We start from the raw sequence: 17,833 nt of genomic DNA on the forward strand, positions 1-17,833 counted from the left end.
ATTCGTAAACCTAGCTGTTAAACCGCGGAAGCACCCGAAACGATTTCGGTAAGCTCCTGAGTAATGCTGGCCTGACGAGCTTTGTTGTAAACCAACTGTAACTCTTTGATCAGGTTTCCACCATTATCAGTAGCGGCTTTCATCGCTACCATTCGTGCGGCCTGCTCACTAGCCAGGTTTTCAACGACGCCCTGATAAACCTGCGACTCGATATAACGACGTAGCAGGGTATCCAGCAACGCCTTAGGATCGGGTTCGTAAATGTAATCCCAAGACTTCTTCTTCAGTGTTTCATCATCACTTGCAGGCAATGGTAACAATTGAAGAATAGTTGGCTCCTGAGACATTGTATTGATGAACTTATTCGTCACCACATACAGTTTATCCAAACGCCCTTCATCATAGGCTTGTAGCATAGTGTTAACTGGACCAATCAAGTCCGAAAGCGTTGGGTTATCCCCCATTCCGGTAACTTGAGTCACGACATTGCCGCCCACAGACCCGAAGAATGATACCGCTTTAGAACCGATTAAAGCCAAATCAACCTGAACGTTTTTCTCAGACCATAACTTCATATCTGCTAACAGTTTTTTGAACAAGTTAATGTTCAAGCCACCACACAGACCACGGTCTGTTGAAACAACCAGATACCCGACACGCTTAACTTCGCGCTCTTCGAGATATGGGTGTTTATATTCCAGATTACCTAACGCTAGGTGACCAATCACACTGCGCATGGTTTCTGCATAAGGACGGCTGGCCGCCATGCGTTCCTGCGTTTTACGCATTTTGGACGCAGCGACCATTTCCATCGCTTTAGTGATCTTTTGTGTATTTTGTACACTTCCGATCTTGGAACGTATCTCTTTTGCGCCGGCCATTTCTGCTTCTCCTTATTAACCAGACGGCCCTAAGAACTGGGCCGAATAGTATTACCAGGACTGAGTTGCTTTAAATGATTCGAGCAGTTTTTTCAACTTGCTTTCGATATCATCGTTATAGCTACCAGCCGGGCCAATTTCGTTCATAAGGTCAGCATGCTCGCGCTGTGCAAAAGAAACTAAAGCAGCTTCAAACGCACCAATTTTCGCTAACTCAACATCATCCAAGAACCCACGTTCTGCCGCGAACAGAGACAGTGCCTGCTCTGCTACTGACATCGGTGCGTACTGTTTCTGTTTCAGCAGTTCAGTTACTTTCTGACCATGACTTAACTGTTTACGAGTCGCGTCATCGAGGTCGGAAGCAAACTGAGCAAACGCTGCCAGTTCACGATACTGAGCAAGTGCGGTACGGATACCACCAGACAGTTTCTTGATAATTTTAGTCTGAGCAGCACCACCAACACGAGATACTGAAATACCTGGGTTAACCGCTGGACGAATACCAGAGTTAAACAGGTTAGATTCCAGGAAGATCTGACCATCTGTAATCGAAATTACGTTTGTTGGTACGAATGCAGAAACGTCACCAGCTTGGGTTTCAATGATAGGCAGAGCTGTCAATGAACCTGTTTTGCCTTTAACTTCACCTTTAGTAAAGTTTTCTACGTATTCAGCGTTAACGCGAGCAGCACGCTCAAGTAAACGTGAGTGCAGATAGAAAACGTCACCTGGGTAAGCTTCACGTCCTGGTGGACGACGTAGCAACAGTGAAATTTGACGGTATGCCACAGCCTGTTTAGACAGGTCATCGTATACGATCAGTGCATCTTCACCGCGGTCACGGAAATATTCACCCATCGCGCAACCAGCATATGGTGCTAAGTATTGCAGAGCAGCTGATTCAGATGCTGTAGCAACAACAACGATAGTATTTTGCAGTGCGCCGTGCTCTTCCAGTTTACGAACTACGTTAGAAACGGTAGACGCTTTCTGGCCGATAGCTACGTACACACATTTGATGCCTGAGTCGCGTTGGTTGATGATTGCATCGATAGCCAAAGCAGTTTTACCTGTTTGACGGTCACCGATAACAAGCTCACGCTGACCACGACCGATTGGAATCATGGCATCGACTGATTTATAACCAGTTTGAACTGGTTGATCAACAGATTGACGGTCGATAACACCTGGAGCAATAACTTCTACAGGAGAGAAGCCATCGTTATCAACAGGACCTTTACCATCAATTGGTTGACCCAGTGTATTCACAACACGTCCTAGCAGGCCACGGCCTACTGGAACTTCAAGAATACGACCAGTACATTTAACTTTCATGCCTTCTGCCAAGTCGGCATAAGGACCCATGACGACCGCACCAACAGAGTCACGCTCTAAGTTCAGTGCGATAGCGTAACGGTTGCCAGGCAGCGCGATCATTTCACCCTGCATGACTTCGGCTAAACCGTGAATACGAATAATACCGTCATTAACGGATACAATCGTACCTTCATTGTGAGCTTCACTCACAACATCGAACTGAGCAATACGCTGTTTGATCAGTTCGCTGATTTCGGTGGAATTCAGTTGCATATGCTCCAGTCCCCTTAAGACTGCAAGACGTCAGTTAAACGCTCTAAGCGACCGCGGATACTCCCGTCAATAACGAGGTCTCCAGCACGAATGATCACTCCAGCAATAACAGACTTATCAATTTTGCAATTCAGCTTAACTTTGCGTGACAGACGTTTTTCCATCGCTGCAGAAATTTTAGCTGACTGCTGTTCACTCAGTTCGTTGGCAGAAATTACATCAACTTCAATAGTTGATTCCAGAGAATCACGCAATTGGATAAATTGCGTTAACACTTCTGGTAGCGTCGTTAAACGCCCGTTATCCGCCATAACACGAATCAGATTCTGAACATGCTCGTCAATTTCATCTCCACAAACAGAGATAAACGTTTTAGCTAATGTTTCTGGTGCAATAGAACCAGAAAGCAGCTCTCCAACCTGTTCATTGCGCGTCACCTCAGCGGTGAAGGCTAGCATTTCCTGCCATTTAGCAACAGCTTGGTTTTCCACAGCAAAGTCAAAAGCTGCTTTGGCGTAGGGGCGAGCTACAGTAGCAATTTCAGACATGCCCCTCCCTCCTTACAGTTCAGCGACTAGTTTATCAACGATGTCGCTGTTAGCAGCTTCATCCACGGAACGTTCGATGATCTTCTCGGCACCTGCGATAGCAAGCATCGCAACCTGTTTACGTAACTCTTCACGTGCACGTTTGCGCTCAGCATCAATTTCAGCTTGCGCTTGCGCGACGATTTTTGCACGTTCTGCTTCCGCTTCTGCTTTTGCTTCATCAATCATTTGAACGCGCTGTTTATTAGCTTGTTCAATGATGACTTGTGCTTCAGCTTTCGCTTTTTTCAGTCGGTCGGTTGCGTCGGTTTGCGCCAGTTCCAGGTTCTTTTTAGCACGTTCTGCGGAAGATAAACCGTCAGCAATTTCTTTTTGACGTTTTTCAATGGCCGCCATAATCGGTGGCCATACATACTTCATACAGAACCAAACAAACAGGACAAACGCGATAGCCTGGCCGAGGATTGTTGCATTTAGATTCACAGACAATACCTCATATTCATTAGTGAATTAATGTTCTTACAGTGTTCCGTAACGTTAATTAAGCAACAGCGAACATTACATACAAGCCCAGACCAACAGCAATCATCGGAATAGCATCGACCAGACCCATTACGATAAAGAACTGTGTACGCAGCAGAGGAATTAAATCTGGCTGACGAGCAGCACCTTCTAAAAATTTACCACCTAGGATGCCGATACCGATCGCAGCACCGATCGCCGCTAAGCCCATCATCACAGCGGCAGCCATGTACAGCAGATCCATACTCAGGTTTTCCATGACAGTCTCCAGTTTGTTTCAGTTAATACAATTATTGATAAAATTAAATTAGTGTTCTTCAGATGCCATCGACAGATAAACAACCGTCAGAACCATAAAAATAAAGGCTTGTAGCGTAATAATCAGTATGTGGAAGATAGCCCAAGGTAGGCTTAACAACCACTGTGACCACCACGGAAGCAGAGCCGCGATAAGAATAAAGATCAATTCACCTGCATACATGTTACCAAACAGTCGCAGACCGAGTGATACAGGTTTTGACAGCAGGCTTACCCCTTCAAGAATCAAATTGACTGGAATGAAGACAGGATGGTTAAAAGGCTGCATTGTGAGCTCTTTTGTAAATCCGCCAATTCCTTTCATTTTGATGCTGTAGAAGAGGATTAGGATAAACACACCAATAGCCATCGATAATGTGACACTAACATCTGCGGTTGGTACTGCACGTAATGCAGGTAACCCGAGATAATGCTCAGCAATATACGGAAGGAAATCAATTGGGAGTAAATCCATTAGGTTCATTAAGAATACCCAGACGAACACAGTTAATGCTAAAGGAGCAATAACTTTGCTCTTGCCGTGATACATATCACGGACTGAGTTATCAACGAAACCAATGATCAGTTCTATTGCAGTCTGTAACTTACCGGGTACGCCACTAGTCGCATTGGCTGCAACTCTTCTAAATAGCCACAGGAACAGAGCCCCGAGAACTACCGAGAAAAAAAGCGAGTCAATGTTCAACGTCCAAAATGTTGGACTAGCGTGGGGATCGACCAACTTAAAGGTACTCAGGTCCAACTGAAGGTTTTTCAGATGGTGGCCTATGTAATCCTCTGTAGTCATCACTTCTCCTGATGCAGACATGATGCCTCTTACCCTTTTGTAGTTTAAAAATACTTACCGTTTAAAAACGGCTGGTGCAACAATCTGAACAATTAGCACCGCTAAATAGGTCAAACCCAGTGGTGTTAATGACGCTTTGAACACACCGAAAGCAACAACTAAGACAGCGATAGTTGTAACAACCTTTAGCCCTGCTCCTAATGCTAAGAACCAGGCAATGCGGACAGGTTCATCCTCTCCTTTTGCTTTCTGAAATTGTGCTAGCAGCATAAATACGATATTTGGTAACCAGCATGCTAACCCACCAGCAAGAGCAGAGGCCCCCCATTCTATACTATTTGCACAGAAAGCCCCACTGAGGATCACTAAAGTTATAAACTGAACAGACAACTGCTTTGCAGCGTGTTTGTTGTCATAAAGGGATACAGACATAACTTTTTGTTTACTCCCAGCTCTTCTCAGCCTCAGAAACGCTAAGTGTTGTATAAAACTGCCTTTGCGTAAATGTGTCAAGAGACAAAAACGTGCAAATTATACGGGCAGGCGAAATGAATTCAATCAGTAAGTAGCGAAAAGGTGAATAAATATTTAATTTTTTCGAGTTGGCGCAGAATTGTCGCTGTAATAATTAATAAATAGTTAATGAATTGCTGCATATATTCACATTAATGTGATAAATATCACATTTGACTTTATCCTCTTTATTTATTCTTTCAACTTTACTGACAACAAAAAATAGATTTAATCTGTAAATCAAACAATTAAAGAATTAGTTTTTTAAGTTAAATTTAAACGTGATAAATCAAATATTTCACTGTTAACTATTTACCTAGCTAAATCGATTAAGTAAAAATTGCCAATTAGCCAGCATTTTTTCTATCAACACTTTATTTTTGAAACTTATTCGTTATTTACATGTAAATAACACGTGAAATATAAGTATTTATTCTTTAGCTAAAAATAAAAATAGCCGGTGCTTTTTAACACACCGACTATCGCTCTAAAAGACAAAATATTTTGACAGAAAGCAACTTTATTTTATAGAAACTTTAACTAAATGGCGCTGCTCATCAAGTTCAGGTACTTCAAGCTCTGTAATAGATTCAATCACAAAACCTTCTGGTAGCACCATTTCATCATCACGAATGACACCTTTAAGTGCATAAAAGCGCCCTTCAGATGAAGGTAAATGATGGCACCAACTCAACATATCATTCAGTGAAGCAAATGCGCGGCTAATCACACCATCAAAACCATTTTCAATCCGATATTCTTCAACACGTGATTGAACAGGCTCAATATTAGTTAGCCCTAACTCATGTTGAACCTGTTTTAGAAAGCGTATGCGCTTCCCTAAGCTGTCCAATAAAACAAAATGGGAATCAGGTCGAACAATCGCTAAAGGAACACCAGGCAAACCAGGACCTGTTCCTACATCAATAAATTTTGTTCCGTTGAGTTGACCGTTCACCACTATGCTATCCATGATATGACGGATTAACATCTGCTGTGGGTCACGTACCGATGTCAGGTTATAGGCTTTATTCCATTTCGCTAATAACCCAACATAATCAACTAACTGCTGTTTTTGCTTTTCCGTTAAGTCGATATCGGTTTTTACTAGCAATTGATTAAGTTTTGATAATAAATCCACGTTAAGCGCTCCGGCGTAGCATGCCTTGTTTTTTCAGCCAAACAAGTAAAATAGAGATTGCAGCAGGCGTGATCCCTGAAATTCGCGATGCTTGACCAATAGATGTTGGTTTATGATCGTTTAGTTTCGCCATCACTTCGTTAGACAACCCTTTGACTTGTTTGTAATCAAGGTCAACAGGCAACAAGGTATTTTCATTACGCAGTTGTCTTTCAATTTCTTCTTTTTGACGAGCAATATACCCTTCGTATTTAACTTGGATTTCCACTTGATCCGCAGCTTGAGGATCATCAATACCCGGTGCAAAAAGGTTGAGTGAAGTTAACATCTTATACGTCATTTCTGGGCGACGGAGTAAATCTTCCCCATTTGCTTCTTTAGATAATGGAACGGTTAAAATTCCATCTATTTCTGTGTGGTTATCCGATTTAGGATGAACCCAGATATCTTTTAAGCGCTGACGCTCTTTTTCAATCAATTCGACTTTGTTATTAAAATGCGCCCAGCGAACATCATCAACTAAACCTAACTCTCGGCCTTTTTCTGTCAGACGTAAATCTGCATTGTCTTCACGAAGCATCAAACGGTATTCAGCACGTGAGGTAAACATACGGTAAGGTTCTTTTGTCCCTAAAGTACAAAGGTCGTCAACGAGAACACCGATATAAGCTTGGTCACGACGAGGGAACCAACCTTCTAAACCAAAGGCATGTTGTGCAGCATTAAGCCCAGCTAGTAGCCCTTGGGCCCCTGCTTCTTCATAACCTGTTGTACCGTTAATTTGGCCAGCAAAAAATAAGCCATCAATAAATTTACTTTCAAGCGTTTGTTTTAGATCTCTAGGGTCAAAGAAATCATATTCAATAGCATAACCAGGACGAATGATCCTTGCATTTTCCATTCCTTTCATGGAATGAACAATTTGCATTTGAACATCAAATGGTAAGCTGGTGGATATCCCGTTAGGGTAAATTTCATTGCTTGTTAAGCCTTCTGGCTCTAAGAAGATCTGATGTGAGTCTTTATCGGCAAAACGCATAACTTTATCTTCGATCGAAGGGCAATAACGTGGGCCGATCCCTTCAATAACCCCTGTATACATAGGGCTACGATCCAAGTTATTTCTGATCACTTCATGGGTTTTTTCATTGGTATAGGTGATATGACAAGGCATCTGCTGTGGATGTTGATCTTGTGAACCTAAAAATGAAAATACCGGCATTGGATCATCACCTAGCTGTTGAGCTAACTGACTGAAATCAATAGTTCTTGCATCAATACGTGGTGGCGTTCCTGTTTTTAAACGATTAACACGTAAAGGCAATTCTCTCAAACGTTGAGAAAGTGAAATTGAAGGGGGATCACCTGCACGACCACCACTGTAATTTTCTAAACCTATATGAATTTTGCCATCAAGGAAAGTACCAACGGTTAATACTACAGCTTTGGCTTTAAATTTTAAGCCCATGCGAGTAATAGCCCCTGTAACTCGATTGTTTTCAACAATTAAGTCTTCTACAGGTTGTTGAAAAATCATCAAATTTGGCTGATTTTCTAAAGCCATTCTAACAGCTTGGCGATAAAGAACACGGTCAGCTTGTGCTCGGGTTGCACGAACTGCAGGCCCTTTGCTGGCATTTAATGTTCTAAATTGAATACCTGCTTTGTCTGTTGCTGTGGCCATTAGACCACCAAGGGCATCAATTTCTCTAACCAGATGCCCCTTACCGATCCCACCGATGGCTGGGTTGCAAGACATCTGGCCCAATGTATCAATATTGTGAGTCAGTAATAGGGTTTGACGCCCCATACGTGCAGCTGCCATTGCTGCTTCAGTACCGGCATGACCACCACCAATTACGATGACGTCAAATTGCTCTGGATAAAACATGTGTGGACCTTAAACGTTAGAAAATGCGGATTGTGCATTTGAGGAGAGAATTCTACTCAAGTTTGAGGAAGAGACCAAGCTTTAGGTTTCTCCCCTATATAATATAAAGATCTTTTTATTTAAAGATCTCTTTATTAGATCTTTTATTAGGATCACTCGTTTCTGTGGATAAGTGGATTTTCACTTTAAAGATCATAAAAGTGTAAAGGATCATATACTGTGAATGATCCGTGATCCATTTGCGTATAAGCTGGGATCAAAAAGGGTACTTATGCACAGGGCATGGGGAACCTAAAACTTATACTCTGGATAACTACGGGTTAATACCGGGATCTTCCCTGAGTTATCCACAGTTGATTGCTGTTATTTTAATCAAATTAGAGTTCGTTTGCCCAAATTTTAACCCATTCCCCTGCGGGATCTTCGGGTATTTCGTGTTGTTGGACATCAATTTCCAAACATTCACCGATCCTTTTAGCCCCTTGCTTGGTTAACAAGTCATCTATTTTATGGATCGCACCACAAAAAGTGTCATATTCAGAGCTACCGATCCCTACCGAGCCAAATTGAACTTGGCTTAGATCAGGAGCACTTTCTTCTATTGAATCAAAAAGAGGTTGAATATTTTCAGGGAGATCACCTGCACCATGTGTTGAGCTCACCACCAGCCATATGCCTTCAAGTGTTAAGTCATCAAGCTCTGGGCCATGCTGAATTTCGGTTTCATGACCGAGTTCTTCTAAAATCTCAGCCATGTGCTCGGCAACATACTCCGCACTGCCCATTGTACTGCCACTTATTAAGGTTACTTTTGTCATGGTGATTCTCTTTCACAATAATAGGGCGCTATTGTACGCTGTGAATGAGCTGGGATCTACCTGTGGATAATGTGGTTATATCATTTTTTTTCTACGGATTGATTGTTCGTAAGATCGGGTTTTGTAAGGAGATCAGTGTTTCTGTGGATTGTATCTCATCAATGGTCTGAATTTTGTTGATAAGTACGTCTTGTAAAGAATCGATAGAACGGCACATTACTTTAATAAAAATGCTGTATTGCCCTGTTGTATAGTACACCTCGACAACTTCTTCTAAGGCATCTAATTTTTTTAGTGCGGTTGGGTAATCTTTTGCACTTTTTAAAATAATGCCAATAAAGCAGCAAACATCGAACCCTAATTGTTTTGGGTTTATATCAATACGTGTGCCTTTAATAATTCCTGCTTGTTTCATTTTTTCGACACGGACATGAATTGTCCCGGGACTAACAACGAATTTTTTGGCTAATTCAGCATACGGTATGCGTGCATTTGCCATTAATTCGTGAAGTATGTCACGATCGAGATTATCGATTTGATAATTTTCCGGCATTATTTCACCTCTATTTTAACGATTATTCATTTTTATACCTGTTTTTTTATTCAAAATAAACAGTAAAGGCTTTTTTTAATGATGGATATTGAATTTATACCTCATTTTGTTGCTTAATCTATACATCAGCTAATACAGCTAACAAATTATGGGAATAAATTATGGACAAGTCATTTATCGAACATCAGCAACAAATTAGTTTTGTGAAATCATATTTCTCACGTTTACTTGAAAAAGAATTAGGGTTAATTGAAGTTCAAGGGCCAATCCTAAGCCGCTTAGGGGATGGTACTCAAGACAACTTATCTGGCAGCGAAAAAGCCGTTCAAGTGAAAGTGAAATCAATTCCAGGTGCAACCTTTGAAGTGGTTCATTCTTTGGCTAAATGGAAACGTAAAACATTAGGGCGTTTCGGTTTTAGTAAAGGCCAAGGTCTATACACTCATATGAAAGCGTTGCGTCCGGACGAGGATCGCTTAACCCCAATCCACTCCGTCTATGTTGATCAGTGGGATTGGGAAAAAGTGATGGCAGATGAGGAACGTACACTTCCTTATCTGAAGCAGACAGTGGGTAAAATCTATAAGGCAATAAAAGAAACAGAAGCTGCCGTAAGTAAAGAATTTGGGTTGGCACCGTTCCTGCCTGACCAAATCCACTTTATTCACAGTGAAGAGTTGTTACAGCGCTACCCTGATTTAGATGCGAAAGGGCGTGAACGCGCAATCGCAAAAGAATTAGGTGCAGTATTCTTAATTGGTATCGGTGGTAAGCTATCTAGCGGTGAATCACATGATGTTCGTGCGCCAGACTACGATGACTGGACAACAAAAAATGAAGACGGTTTTTGTGGTTTGAACGGCGACATCATTGTGTGGAACCCTGTTTTACAGGACGCATTTGAGCTTTCTTCAATGGGAATTCGCGTAAGTCCTGAGTGTTTAACTCGTCAATTAAGTTTAACTGGCGATGAAAAACGTATGGAATTAGAGTGGCACCAAGCGTTAGTGAAAGGTGAAATGCCACAAACTATCGGTGGTGGTATTGGCCAGTCTCGCTTAGTTATGCTACTTCTTCAACGTCAACACATTGGCCAAGTGCAATGTGGTGTATGGGGTGCTGAAATGCAAGAATCCGTTGAAGGTATGCTGTAATTAGCGGCTAAAGCTGCGTAACAGCCTGCTTTTTAACCCAGTATCAAAACGCCAAATATGGTCAAAGATCTTCATGATACTGGGTTTCCCATAATTTGATACAGATACCGCATGGAAGCGGTATTTACCTTTCTTCTGCATAATCTTTATTTTCTGAATTAACTCATCCGGTAAACGCTGAGCAACAAAATCAGAAATCACCACGGCATCTGCATCAATCCACTGTTTTGATTCCAATTTTATTGCGGTTTCTTGCAAACAAGCCGCAAGGTCAGTCCCACCTTTAAATGTTTGATGTAAAAAACGAATACATTGCTCTAAGCCATCAATAGAAAGTAAATCGTAATGCACAATTTCTGTGGAAAATAACATCACATGGCATGAGCGATTATCCGCCAGCGCAATTTTCATTAGCGCGAGGCAAAATGCTTTGGCGCAGCGTTCATTTAAACCGCCCATCGAACCCGATGTATCAATACATACAACAAATGGTCCTCTTGGCTGTTCTTCATTATGGTGGTGGGTAATAGGGCGCAGAACTTTTCTTTCTTGCCAGCTATCTCCTTGTAACCGATAAGTTAGAAGCTGTTTTTCGAGTAATTTTCGATAGAACTCAAATTCAATATCTTCAAGGCCTAACATAGCGAGTTCTGCAGGTAATAACCGTAAAATATCATCACTCTGATTTAAGCCATTAACTTGCTCAGGAACCGTTTCTGGCACTTTTTCCATGATAGTCATTGGTTCAAGAAAAACACTATCATCAGGAATGGATTGAGCGGATTGGCTACGGCCTAATAATTGGGCTATTTTTTCTAATTCAGGCTGCTGACGTAAAAATTCACTGTATCGACTTAATAATTGGTCATTATAAGTGGAAGTCATGTTCACACCTTTGGTTAAATCCCACAGCCGGCCAGCAGCACGTTCATTTTCGCCAAGAATATCTTCTAAATTACCACTTAGAGCCAGTCGGCGTTGTAATTCTGCCAATAATTGTTCTTTTTCCTGTTCTAGTAGCTCTTTATGTAGTGTTGTAACTTGTAAAATTAAGCTAATACGCCATCTTTGAACAAACAGTGATTGCCTTGCACTGCGGTTTTCTATTTTCCCACTCTGTAGCTGATATGCGTCACGGTAAAAAGGGGAATCCAGTTGGTGAAGTTTTGCGATGACATTAGGTAATTGGATAAAAAAGGCATCTGTCGAAATCCCAAGGGACTGACGATAAAGTTCAAATTCTTCTGAAAGTTGTGCGGGAACAAGCGCATCTTGCATACGCTGTTTGAGATCCTTTTTCCAACCCGATAAATCTTTGAGTAAAGCTTTTTTTAATCGAGGATGTTTTTCAAAAAATACCGCCAATTGAGGAGTTGCTAGCAAAGATATAATTATCTCTTCAATTAATTGGCCTTCATTAACTGAAAGCAGCATTTCTAATGTGGCTAAACTCATCATCGCTATTCGGCCACTTTACCCATGATTTGGTTACGTAATTGGTTTAGCTTTTCAGTGAGCTTTATAAAACTTTGTTCAATATCCGCAAGCCAGTGTGGTTCAATAAATAAGTTGGGCTGCTGTTTTTCAAACTGATAACGCGCGGTTTGAATCTCTTCTTGAATTTTATCCAGCTTGTCTAGCCACTCTTGATTATTTGTATTTGGCGCAAGTGACGAGGTTTTATCTTGAATATATAAAGTAGATGATTGATGACTTACATCTAATAACTGTATCTGGTTTAAATTATTTATCTCAGCAGCAATGTCTTGCGCAAAACCAATCCCATTTAGATGAGCGGACAGTGTCGTTCCTTTATTTAAGAAGGTTATTAGTGACTTTTTATCAGTTGTTACAAAGGTAACTTTCATATTATGCAGTTGAAGTGGACGATGTAAAAACAGGGTAATTCGACCGTCACTGATATTTTCGGGCAATATGTAAGACGCTTTACGAGCAAACATCGCATTGTTTTTATTGACTTTAAATGCATCTTGGTTGTTTTGGTCTTGGGTCGATGACATCCATTGCTGATAAATTTGCTCTATTTCGCGAGTTAACTTTCTCTGTTGCCAGCCATCTTCTTGTAATAATGACTGCAATAGTTGCGGTAAAGTATTCATCGATTGCATGTCATGCCAGAGACAATCTTTTAATAACACAAGATCTAGAGGAGATACGCTGTTGCGACCATTAAAGAAAGCACTTGCTTGTAATAGGTAAACTGCTTTTTTCCAGCGCCTATCGGAAACATAAAGTTGTTTATCTGTAGCATCTAACTGCTGGCGTAATTGGTAAATAAGTTCAAAACAGTGATCGGGTAGCGTAATTTTAGGAATTTCTTGTTGCCACTGTTGGTACTCTTCATCGCCGATTTTTAAATGATCAGGGACTTGGGTTTCATCCAAAGAGGATTTACCGATTAAAAGTGCTCGGAAATTTTGTTTTTCTTGCACTTTATCCAACCAAATTCGCACTAACATTCTGTCGAATAGCGCCTCGAGGCTATTATCAGCATCGGGTAATTCATTTGATGCAGTTACTAATAATCGCATAGGGATGGATTTTTCTTCATCACCATTACGGAACTTGCGCTCATTAACCGCCGTTAATAAGGTATTTAAAATGGCTGGGCCCGCTTTCCATATTTCATCAAGAAATACGACTTCAGCGTCTGGTAAATAACCTTTGGTTAAACGTTCATATCGTCCTTCATCTTTTAGCGCCTGTATTGAAAGAGGACCAAAGATTTCTTCCGGTGTTGAAAATCGCGTCATTAAGTATTCAAAAGCGTTTGCGTGACGAAAAGCATATTTCATTCTTCGTGCAATTAAGCTTTTGGCAATACCTGGAGGGCCTAATAGAAATACGCTTTCACCGCTTAATGTGGCTAATAAGCACAAACGAATAGCTTGCTGGCGTTCATATAAACCGCTTTCAAGGTAATTGCTTAATTGGGCTATTCGTTCAGCAAGCTGCATATTCATTCCTTTTATTGTAGAAGCGTTGATATTAAAACTATCAATTTCTTTTATTACATACTGCGACCTATTTTTCCATTTTTCTTTGATATGCCCCAAGAAATTAGAAAAAACGATTCAGCTATAAGTGATTCAATAAGTTATTGTTTTTAAACTTTCTCAACACGAACGAAACGTTTCGATATTGATCACAAATATTAATCATCAATATTGAGTTGTGACTTATCTTTACTATTATTACATGAGCGAAACGTTTCGCTTACTGGAATGGCGGTGAAAAATGAAAAAGGGTGTTTTACTTAATGCCAACGTTACCTCTGTAATCGCAAGATTAGGTCATACAGACCAAATAACGCTTGCTGATGCAGGTTTACCCATTTATCAAGGAACGGAACGTATTGATTTAGCCATTACGCAAGGCTTACCAGATTTCATGTCAGTTTTAAGTGTCATCACCCAAGAGATGCAAGTTGAAAAAGCCATTCTAGCAGAGGAAATCAGCACCATTAACCCACAAATGGAAGCCGCTATTTTGGCTCATTTACAACAGTTAGAAGTCACTCAAAACAATACGATTGAAATTATTTATTGCAGTCATGAACGTTTTAAACAACTCACTCATGACAGTAAAGCAGTGATCCGAACAGGGGAATGTTCACCGTTCGCTAACGTTATTCTTTGTTCTGGTGTGACTTTCTGAGGTGACTATGCAACCTTTATTAGAACTTATCGGGATTGATAAATCATTTCCAGGGGTAAAAGCCCTCAGTGGTGCGACATTGAATGTCTATCCAGGGAAAGTCATGGCGCTGGTGGGGGAAAATGGGGCTGGCAAATCAACCATGATGAAAGTGCTGACAGGTATTTATAAAAAAGATGCCGGGCAAATCCGCTATTTAGGCAAAGAAGTGGCGTTTAATGGGCCCAAAAGTTCCCAAGAGGCGGGTATTGGGATTATCCACCAAGAACTCAACCTGATCCCTGAATTAACCATAGCTGAAAATATTTTTCTAGGTCGAGAGTATGTTAATGCATTTGGCAAAATTAACTGGAAAAAAATGTTCAGTGAGTCTGACAAACTGCTTAAACGGCTTAACCTTGATTATGATAGCCATCAAACTATTGCAGAGCTTTCTATCGGCGAACAACAAATGGTCGAAATCGCCAAAGTCCTTAGCTTCCAATCACAAGTGATTATCATGGATGAACCCACTGATGCGCTAACGGATACGGAAACAGAATCCTTATTTAGAGTTATCGAAGACTTAAAAGCTCAAGGCTGTGGCATTGTTTATATTTCTCATCGTTTAAAAGAAATTTTTGAAATTTGCGACGATGTAACGGTGTTTCGCGATGGCCAGTTTATTGGTGAGAAACCCGTGAGTGAATTAGAAGAAGAAAAACTCATTGAAATGATGGTTGGTCGTAAACTTGAAGACCAATATCCAAGGGTTGAGGTAGAAACTGGAAAAATTAGGCTGCAGCTTGAAGATGTATCTGGACCAGGTGTAACAAATGCCAATTTCACCCTAAAGAGTGGGGAAATTTTAGGTGTATCTGGTTTGATGGGCGCGGGGCGTACAGAGTTGATGAAAATCATCTACGGCGCGGCGACAAAAAAATCAGGTACGATAAAACTGGAAGGCAAACCCGTAACACTGAAAACACCACAAGATGGCTTAAACAGTGGCATTGTTTATATTTCAGAAGACCGTAAACGTGATGGATTAGTATTAGGCATGTCAGTGAAAGAAAATATGTCATTGACGGCATTACGTTATTTCAGTCGTGCAGGGGGAAGCCTCAAGCATGGTGAAGAGCAGCAAACCGTTAGCGATTTCATACGATTATTCAATATTAAAACCCCGTCTATGGACCAAATAATTGGCAATCTTTCTGGTGGAAACCAGCAAAAAGTGGCCATTGCGCGCGGTTTGATGACAAGACCAAAAGTACTGATCCTCGATGAGCCAACTCGTGGTGTAGACGTTGGTGCTAAAAAAGAAATCTATCAACTAATTAACCAGTTTAAAAAAGAAGGGCTGAGTATCATTTTAGTTTCTTCAGAAATGCCTGAAGTAATAGGAATGAGTGACCGCATTTTGGTGATGCACGAAGGTCATATCAGCGGCGAATTTTCAGCCAAAGACGCGACTCAGGAAGCCTTAATGGCTGCCGCAGTGGGTAAAAATTATGGCTCAGTTCAGGAGTTATCAGTATGAGTTCAACTACCGCATCATCAAAACGCTGGTTCAGCAAAGCATGGCTGATGGAGCAAAAATCATTAATCGCACTATTAGTTTTGATTGCAATCGTATCAACATTAAGCCCGAATTTTTTTACGGTTAATAACCTATTCAATATCTTACAACAAACCTCCGTCAACGCCATTATGGCGGTTGGGATGACATTAGTTATCTTAACGTCAGGAATCGACCTTTCTGTTGGGTCCTTATTGGCCTTAACGGGAGCGGTTGCAGCCTCTATGGTCGGGGCGGAAGTTAACGCATTAGTGGCTGTTGCGGGGGCATTAGCACTCGGTGCTGCTATCGGTGCATGCACCGGGGTGATTGTCGCAAAAGGAAAAGTCCAAGCTTTCATTGCGACTTTAGTCATGATGCTACTACTGCGTGGTGTGACACGAGTTTACACAGACGGCAGCCCTATCAATACAGGATTTAGTGATAACGCAGACTTATTTGGTTGGTTTGGTATTGGCCGCCCATTTGGTATTCCTACCCCAGTCTGGTTAATGATCATCGTTTTTGCTGCGGCATGGTATATGTTGCACCATACTCGCCTTGGTCGTTACATCTACGCACTTGGTGGGAATGAAGCGGCTACCCGTCTTTCTGGTATTAATGTCGATCGCATTAAAATAGTGGTTTATGCCTTATGTGGACTGCTAGCGGCATTGGCGAGTGTCATTGAAGTTGCACGTTTATCATCGGCTCAGCCAATGGCAGGTAATGGGTATGAACTTGATGCTATTGCTGCGGTTGTACTGGGTGGTACCAGTCTTGCTGGTGGTAAAGGGCGCATAGTTGGAACATTGATTGGTGCGCTTATCCTTGGTTTCTTAAACAATGGATTAAACTTATTAGGTATTTCGTCAAACTACCAGATGATTGTTAAAGCTGTCGTCATCTTACTCGCTGTACTTGTTGATAATAAAAAGTAACCCTACAGGAAAATTATTATGAAACTGAACAAACTAGCAACGTTATTATCTGCAGTTGCACTGAGTGCAACCGTTAGTGTCAATGCGATGGCGAAAGATAGCATTGCACTCGTAATTTCTACATTGAATAACCCGTTCTTTGTGACGATGAAAGATAGCGCACAAAAAGAAGCGGATAAATTGGGTTATGAGCTGATTGTTTTAGATTCCCAAGACAATCCAGCTAAAGAATTAGCCAACGTTCAAGATTTAACCGTTCGTGGTACAAAATTAATGTTAATTAACCCAACGGATTCAGATGCGGTGGGTAACTCAATATTAATGGCTAATAAAGCAAATATACCTGTCATCACTTTGGATAGAGCAGCTAACAAAGGTGAAGTTGTCAGCCATGTGGCATCAGATAACCGCATGGGCGGGAAAATGGCTGCCGACTATATTGCACAAAAAACAGGCAATGAAGCGAAAGTGATTCAATTAGAAGGTATTTCAGGTACATCAGCAGCGCGTGAGCGCGGTGAAGGTTTTAGTACTGGAGCAAAAGAGCACAAATTCAATTTACTGGCGAGCCAACCTGCTGATTTCGATAGAACAAAAGGCTTGAACGTAATGCAAAACTTGTTAACGGCACATCCCGCTGTTCAAGCGGTATTTGCTCAAAATGATGAAATGGCATTAGGGGCATTAAGAGCTTTACAAACCGCAGGCCGTACTGATGTTCTGGTTGTCGGTTTTGATGGAACAAATGATGGTATCAAAGCCGTTGAAGGTGGAAAATTAGGTGCAACTATTGCACAGCGCCCAGACCAAATTGGGATTGTTGGTGTTCAGATTGCAGATAAAGTCTTAAAAGGCGAAAAAGTGGATTCAACGGTTCCGGTTGAATTGGAATTAGTGGTAAAACAATAAGATAAAAACCGCCGCGGCATACTGCGGCGGTTTATTTTAGTTTGCA

Annotated in this window: 18 protein-coding genes; 5 read left to right on the plus strand and 13 right to left on the minus strand. The window is 41.2% G+C overall.

All coding sequences use genetic code 11. The features are described 5' to 3' along the window. Window positions 1-17: 17 nt before the first annotated feature. The 11 genes from atpG to asnC form a co-directional block, all read right to left on the minus strand. Window positions 18-881: a F0F1 ATP synthase subunit gamma gene (gene atpG, locus M1F25_RS00180; RefSeq protein WP_004906295.1), complete on the minus strand. Its 864-nt coding sequence runs from the start codon at window positions 879-881 to the stop codon at window positions 18-20. 51 nt (window positions 882-932) lie between these two features. Next, on the minus strand, window positions 933-2,474 hold the full coding sequence (gene atpA / locus M1F25_RS00185) for a F0F1 ATP synthase subunit alpha (protein ID WP_112308042.1): 1,542 nt from the start codon (window positions 2,472-2,474) through the stop codon (window positions 933-935). 14 nt (window positions 2,475-2,488) lie between these two features. Continuing rightward, complete coding sequence (gene atpH / locus M1F25_RS00190) at window positions 2,489-3,022, minus strand: F0F1 ATP synthase subunit delta (RefSeq protein ID WP_004906300.1); 534 nt, start codon at window positions 3,020-3,022, stop codon at window positions 2,489-2,491. 12 nt (window positions 3,023-3,034) lie between these two features. Further along, window positions 3,035-3,505, minus strand: coding sequence for a F0F1 ATP synthase subunit B (gene atpF / locus M1F25_RS00195; protein ID WP_004906301.1), 471 nt, complete (start codon window positions 3,503-3,505; stop codon window positions 3,035-3,037). Window positions 3,506-3,563: 58 nt separating this feature from the next. Beyond that, window positions 3,564-3,803 carry a F0F1 ATP synthase subunit C gene (gene atpE, locus M1F25_RS00200; RefSeq protein ID WP_004093904.1) on the minus strand — a complete coding sequence of 80 codons (240 nt, stop codon included), beginning with the start codon at window positions 3,801-3,803 and terminating at the stop codon, window positions 3,564-3,566. 48 nt (window positions 3,804-3,851) lie between these two features. Further along, a complete protein-coding gene (gene atpB / locus M1F25_RS00205; protein ID WP_004906316.1) occupies window positions 3,852-4,670 on the minus strand; it encodes a F0F1 ATP synthase subunit A in 819 nt (272 codons plus the stop codon). A gap of 33 nt (window positions 4,671-4,703) precedes the next feature. Then, a complete protein-coding gene (gene atpI / locus M1F25_RS00210; protein ID WP_004906317.1) occupies window positions 4,704-5,081 on the minus strand; it encodes a F0F1 ATP synthase subunit I in 378 nt (125 codons plus the stop codon). Window positions 5,082-5,682: 601 nt separating this feature from the next. Next, a complete protein-coding gene (gene rsmG / locus M1F25_RS00215; protein WP_096863680.1) occupies window positions 5,683-6,303 on the minus strand; it encodes a 16S rRNA (guanine(527)-N(7))-methyltransferase RsmG in 621 nt (206 codons plus the stop codon). 1 nt (window position 6,304) lies between these two features. After that, window positions 6,305-8,194: a tRNA uridine-5-carboxymethylaminomethyl(34) synthesis enzyme MnmG gene (mnmG, locus tag M1F25_RS00220; protein ID WP_181488961.1), complete on the minus strand. Its 1,890-nt coding sequence runs from the start codon at window positions 8,192-8,194 to the stop codon at window positions 6,305-6,307. 377 nt (window positions 8,195-8,571) lie between these two features. Next, entirely contained in the window at window positions 8,572-9,012 is a 441-nt protein-coding gene (mioC, locus tag M1F25_RS00225; RefSeq protein WP_094962009.1) for an FMN-binding protein MioC, read from the minus strand. A gap of 91 nt (window positions 9,013-9,103) precedes the next feature. Next, window positions 9,104-9,565, minus strand: coding sequence for a transcriptional regulator AsnC (asnC, locus tag M1F25_RS00230; RefSeq protein WP_094962010.1), 462 nt, complete (start codon window positions 9,563-9,565; stop codon window positions 9,104-9,106). A 161-nt stretch (window positions 9,566-9,726) separates the two neighbouring features. Here asnC and asnA point away from each other — a divergent pair, with 161 nt between their 5' ends. Beyond that, window positions 9,727-10,719, plus strand: a complete 993-nt coding sequence (gene asnA, locus M1F25_RS00235) for an aspartate--ammonia ligase (protein ID WP_004906329.1) — start codon at window positions 9,727-9,729, stop codon at window positions 10,717-10,719. On the opposite strand, the gene viaA is transcribed toward asnA, so the two are convergent. Further along, window positions 10,720-12,177, minus strand: coding sequence for an ATPase RavA stimulator ViaA (viaA, locus tag M1F25_RS00240; protein ID WP_181488963.1), 1,458 nt, complete (start codon window positions 12,175-12,177; stop codon window positions 10,720-10,722). Window positions 12,178-12,179: 2 nt separating this feature from the next. Then, complete coding sequence (gene ravA, locus M1F25_RS00245) at window positions 12,180-13,697, minus strand: ATPase RavA (RefSeq protein WP_181488965.1); 1,518 nt, start codon at window positions 13,695-13,697, stop codon at window positions 12,180-12,182. Between the two features lie 280 nt (window positions 13,698-13,977). Between ravA and rbsD the strand changes: the two genes are divergently transcribed. The 4 genes from rbsD to rbsB are packed head-to-tail and all read left to right on the plus strand — an operon-like array spanning window position 13,978 to window position 17,787. Next, on the plus strand, window positions 13,978-14,397 hold the full coding sequence (gene rbsD / locus M1F25_RS00250) for a D-ribose pyranase (RefSeq protein ID WP_094962013.1): 420 nt from the start codon (window positions 13,978-13,980) through the stop codon (window positions 14,395-14,397). 7 nt (window positions 14,398-14,404) lie between these two features. Further along, the gene (gene rbsA, locus M1F25_RS00255; RefSeq protein ID WP_096863684.1) at window positions 14,405-15,919 is read left to right on the plus strand and encodes a ribose ABC transporter ATP-binding protein RbsA; all 1,515 of its coding nucleotides are present in this window, start codon (window positions 14,405-14,407) and stop codon (window positions 15,917-15,919) included. Further along, the gene (rbsC, locus tag M1F25_RS00260) at window positions 15,916-16,878 is read left to right on the plus strand and encodes a ribose ABC transporter permease (RefSeq protein ID WP_004906340.1); all 963 of its coding nucleotides are present in this window, start codon (window positions 15,916-15,918) and stop codon (window positions 16,876-16,878) included. The genes rbsA and rbsC overlap by 4 nt, the downstream gene beginning before the upstream one ends. Window positions 16,879-16,896: 18 nt before the next feature. After that, window positions 16,897-17,787 (plus strand): ribose ABC transporter substrate-binding protein RbsB, encoded by an 891-nt coding sequence (gene rbsB / locus M1F25_RS00265; RefSeq protein ID WP_004906343.1) that lies wholly within the window; start codon window positions 16,897-16,899, stop codon window positions 17,785-17,787. Window positions 17,788-17,833: the final 46 nt, after the last annotated feature.

This window comes from Providencia sp. PROV109, from assembly GCF_033681625.1.
Lineage (GTDB): Bacteria > Pseudomonadota > Gammaproteobacteria > Enterobacterales > Enterobacteriaceae > Providencia > Providencia hangzhouensis.

Excerpts from the sequence above, each read along its gene's own strand:
- atpG (WP_004906295.1), bottom strand. The coding sequence starts at position 881 with ATGGCCGGCGCAAAAGAGATACGTTCCAAGATCGGAAGTGTACAAAAT.
- atpA (WP_112308042.1), bottom strand. The coding sequence starts at position 2,474 with ATGCAACTGAATTCCACCGAAATCAGCGAACTGATCAAACAGCGTATT.
- atpH (WP_004906300.1), bottom strand. The coding sequence starts at position 3,022 with ATGTCTGAAATTGCTACTGTAGCTCGCCCCTACGCCAAAGCAGCTTTT.
- atpE (WP_004093904.1), bottom strand. The coding sequence starts at position 3,803 with ATGGAAAACCTGAGTATGGATCTGCTGTACATGGCTGCCGCTGTGATG.
- atpB (WP_004906316.1), bottom strand. The coding sequence starts at position 4,670 with ATGTCTGCATCAGGAGAAGTGATGACTACAGAGGATTACATAGGCCAC.
- atpI (WP_004906317.1), bottom strand. The coding sequence starts at position 5,081 with ATGTCTGTATCCCTTTATGACAACAAACACGCTGCAAAGCAGTTGTCT.
- mnmG (WP_181488961.1), bottom strand. The coding sequence starts at position 8,194 with ATGTTTTATCCAGAGCAATTTGACGTCATCGTAATTGGTGGTGGTCAT.
- mioC (WP_094962009.1), bottom strand. The coding sequence starts at position 9,012 with ATGACAAAAGTAACCTTAATAAGTGGCAGTACAATGGGCAGTGCGGAG.
- asnC (WP_094962010.1), bottom strand. The coding sequence starts at position 9,565 with ATGCCGGAAAATTATCAAATCGATAATCTCGATCGTGACATACTTCAC.
- asnA (WP_004906329.1), top strand. The coding sequence starts at position 9,727 with ATGGACAAGTCATTTATCGAACATCAGCAACAAATTAGTTTTGTGAAA.
- viaA (WP_181488963.1), bottom strand. The coding sequence starts at position 12,177 with ATGATGAGTTTAGCCACATTAGAAATGCTGCTTTCAGTTAATGAAGGC.
- ravA (WP_181488965.1), bottom strand. The coding sequence starts at position 13,697 with ATGCAGCTTGCTGAACGAATAGCCCAATTAAGCAATTACCTTGAAAGC.
- rbsD (WP_094962013.1), top strand. The coding sequence starts at position 13,978 with ATGAAAAAGGGTGTTTTACTTAATGCCAACGTTACCTCTGTAATCGCA.
- rbsA (WP_096863684.1), top strand. The coding sequence starts at position 14,405 with ATGCAACCTTTATTAGAACTTATCGGGATTGATAAATCATTTCCAGGG.
- rbsC (WP_004906340.1), top strand. The coding sequence starts at position 15,916 with ATGAGTTCAACTACCGCATCATCAAAACGCTGGTTCAGCAAAGCATGG.
- rbsB (WP_004906343.1), top strand. The coding sequence starts at position 16,897 with ATGAAACTGAACAAACTAGCAACGTTATTATCTGCAGTTGCACTGAGT.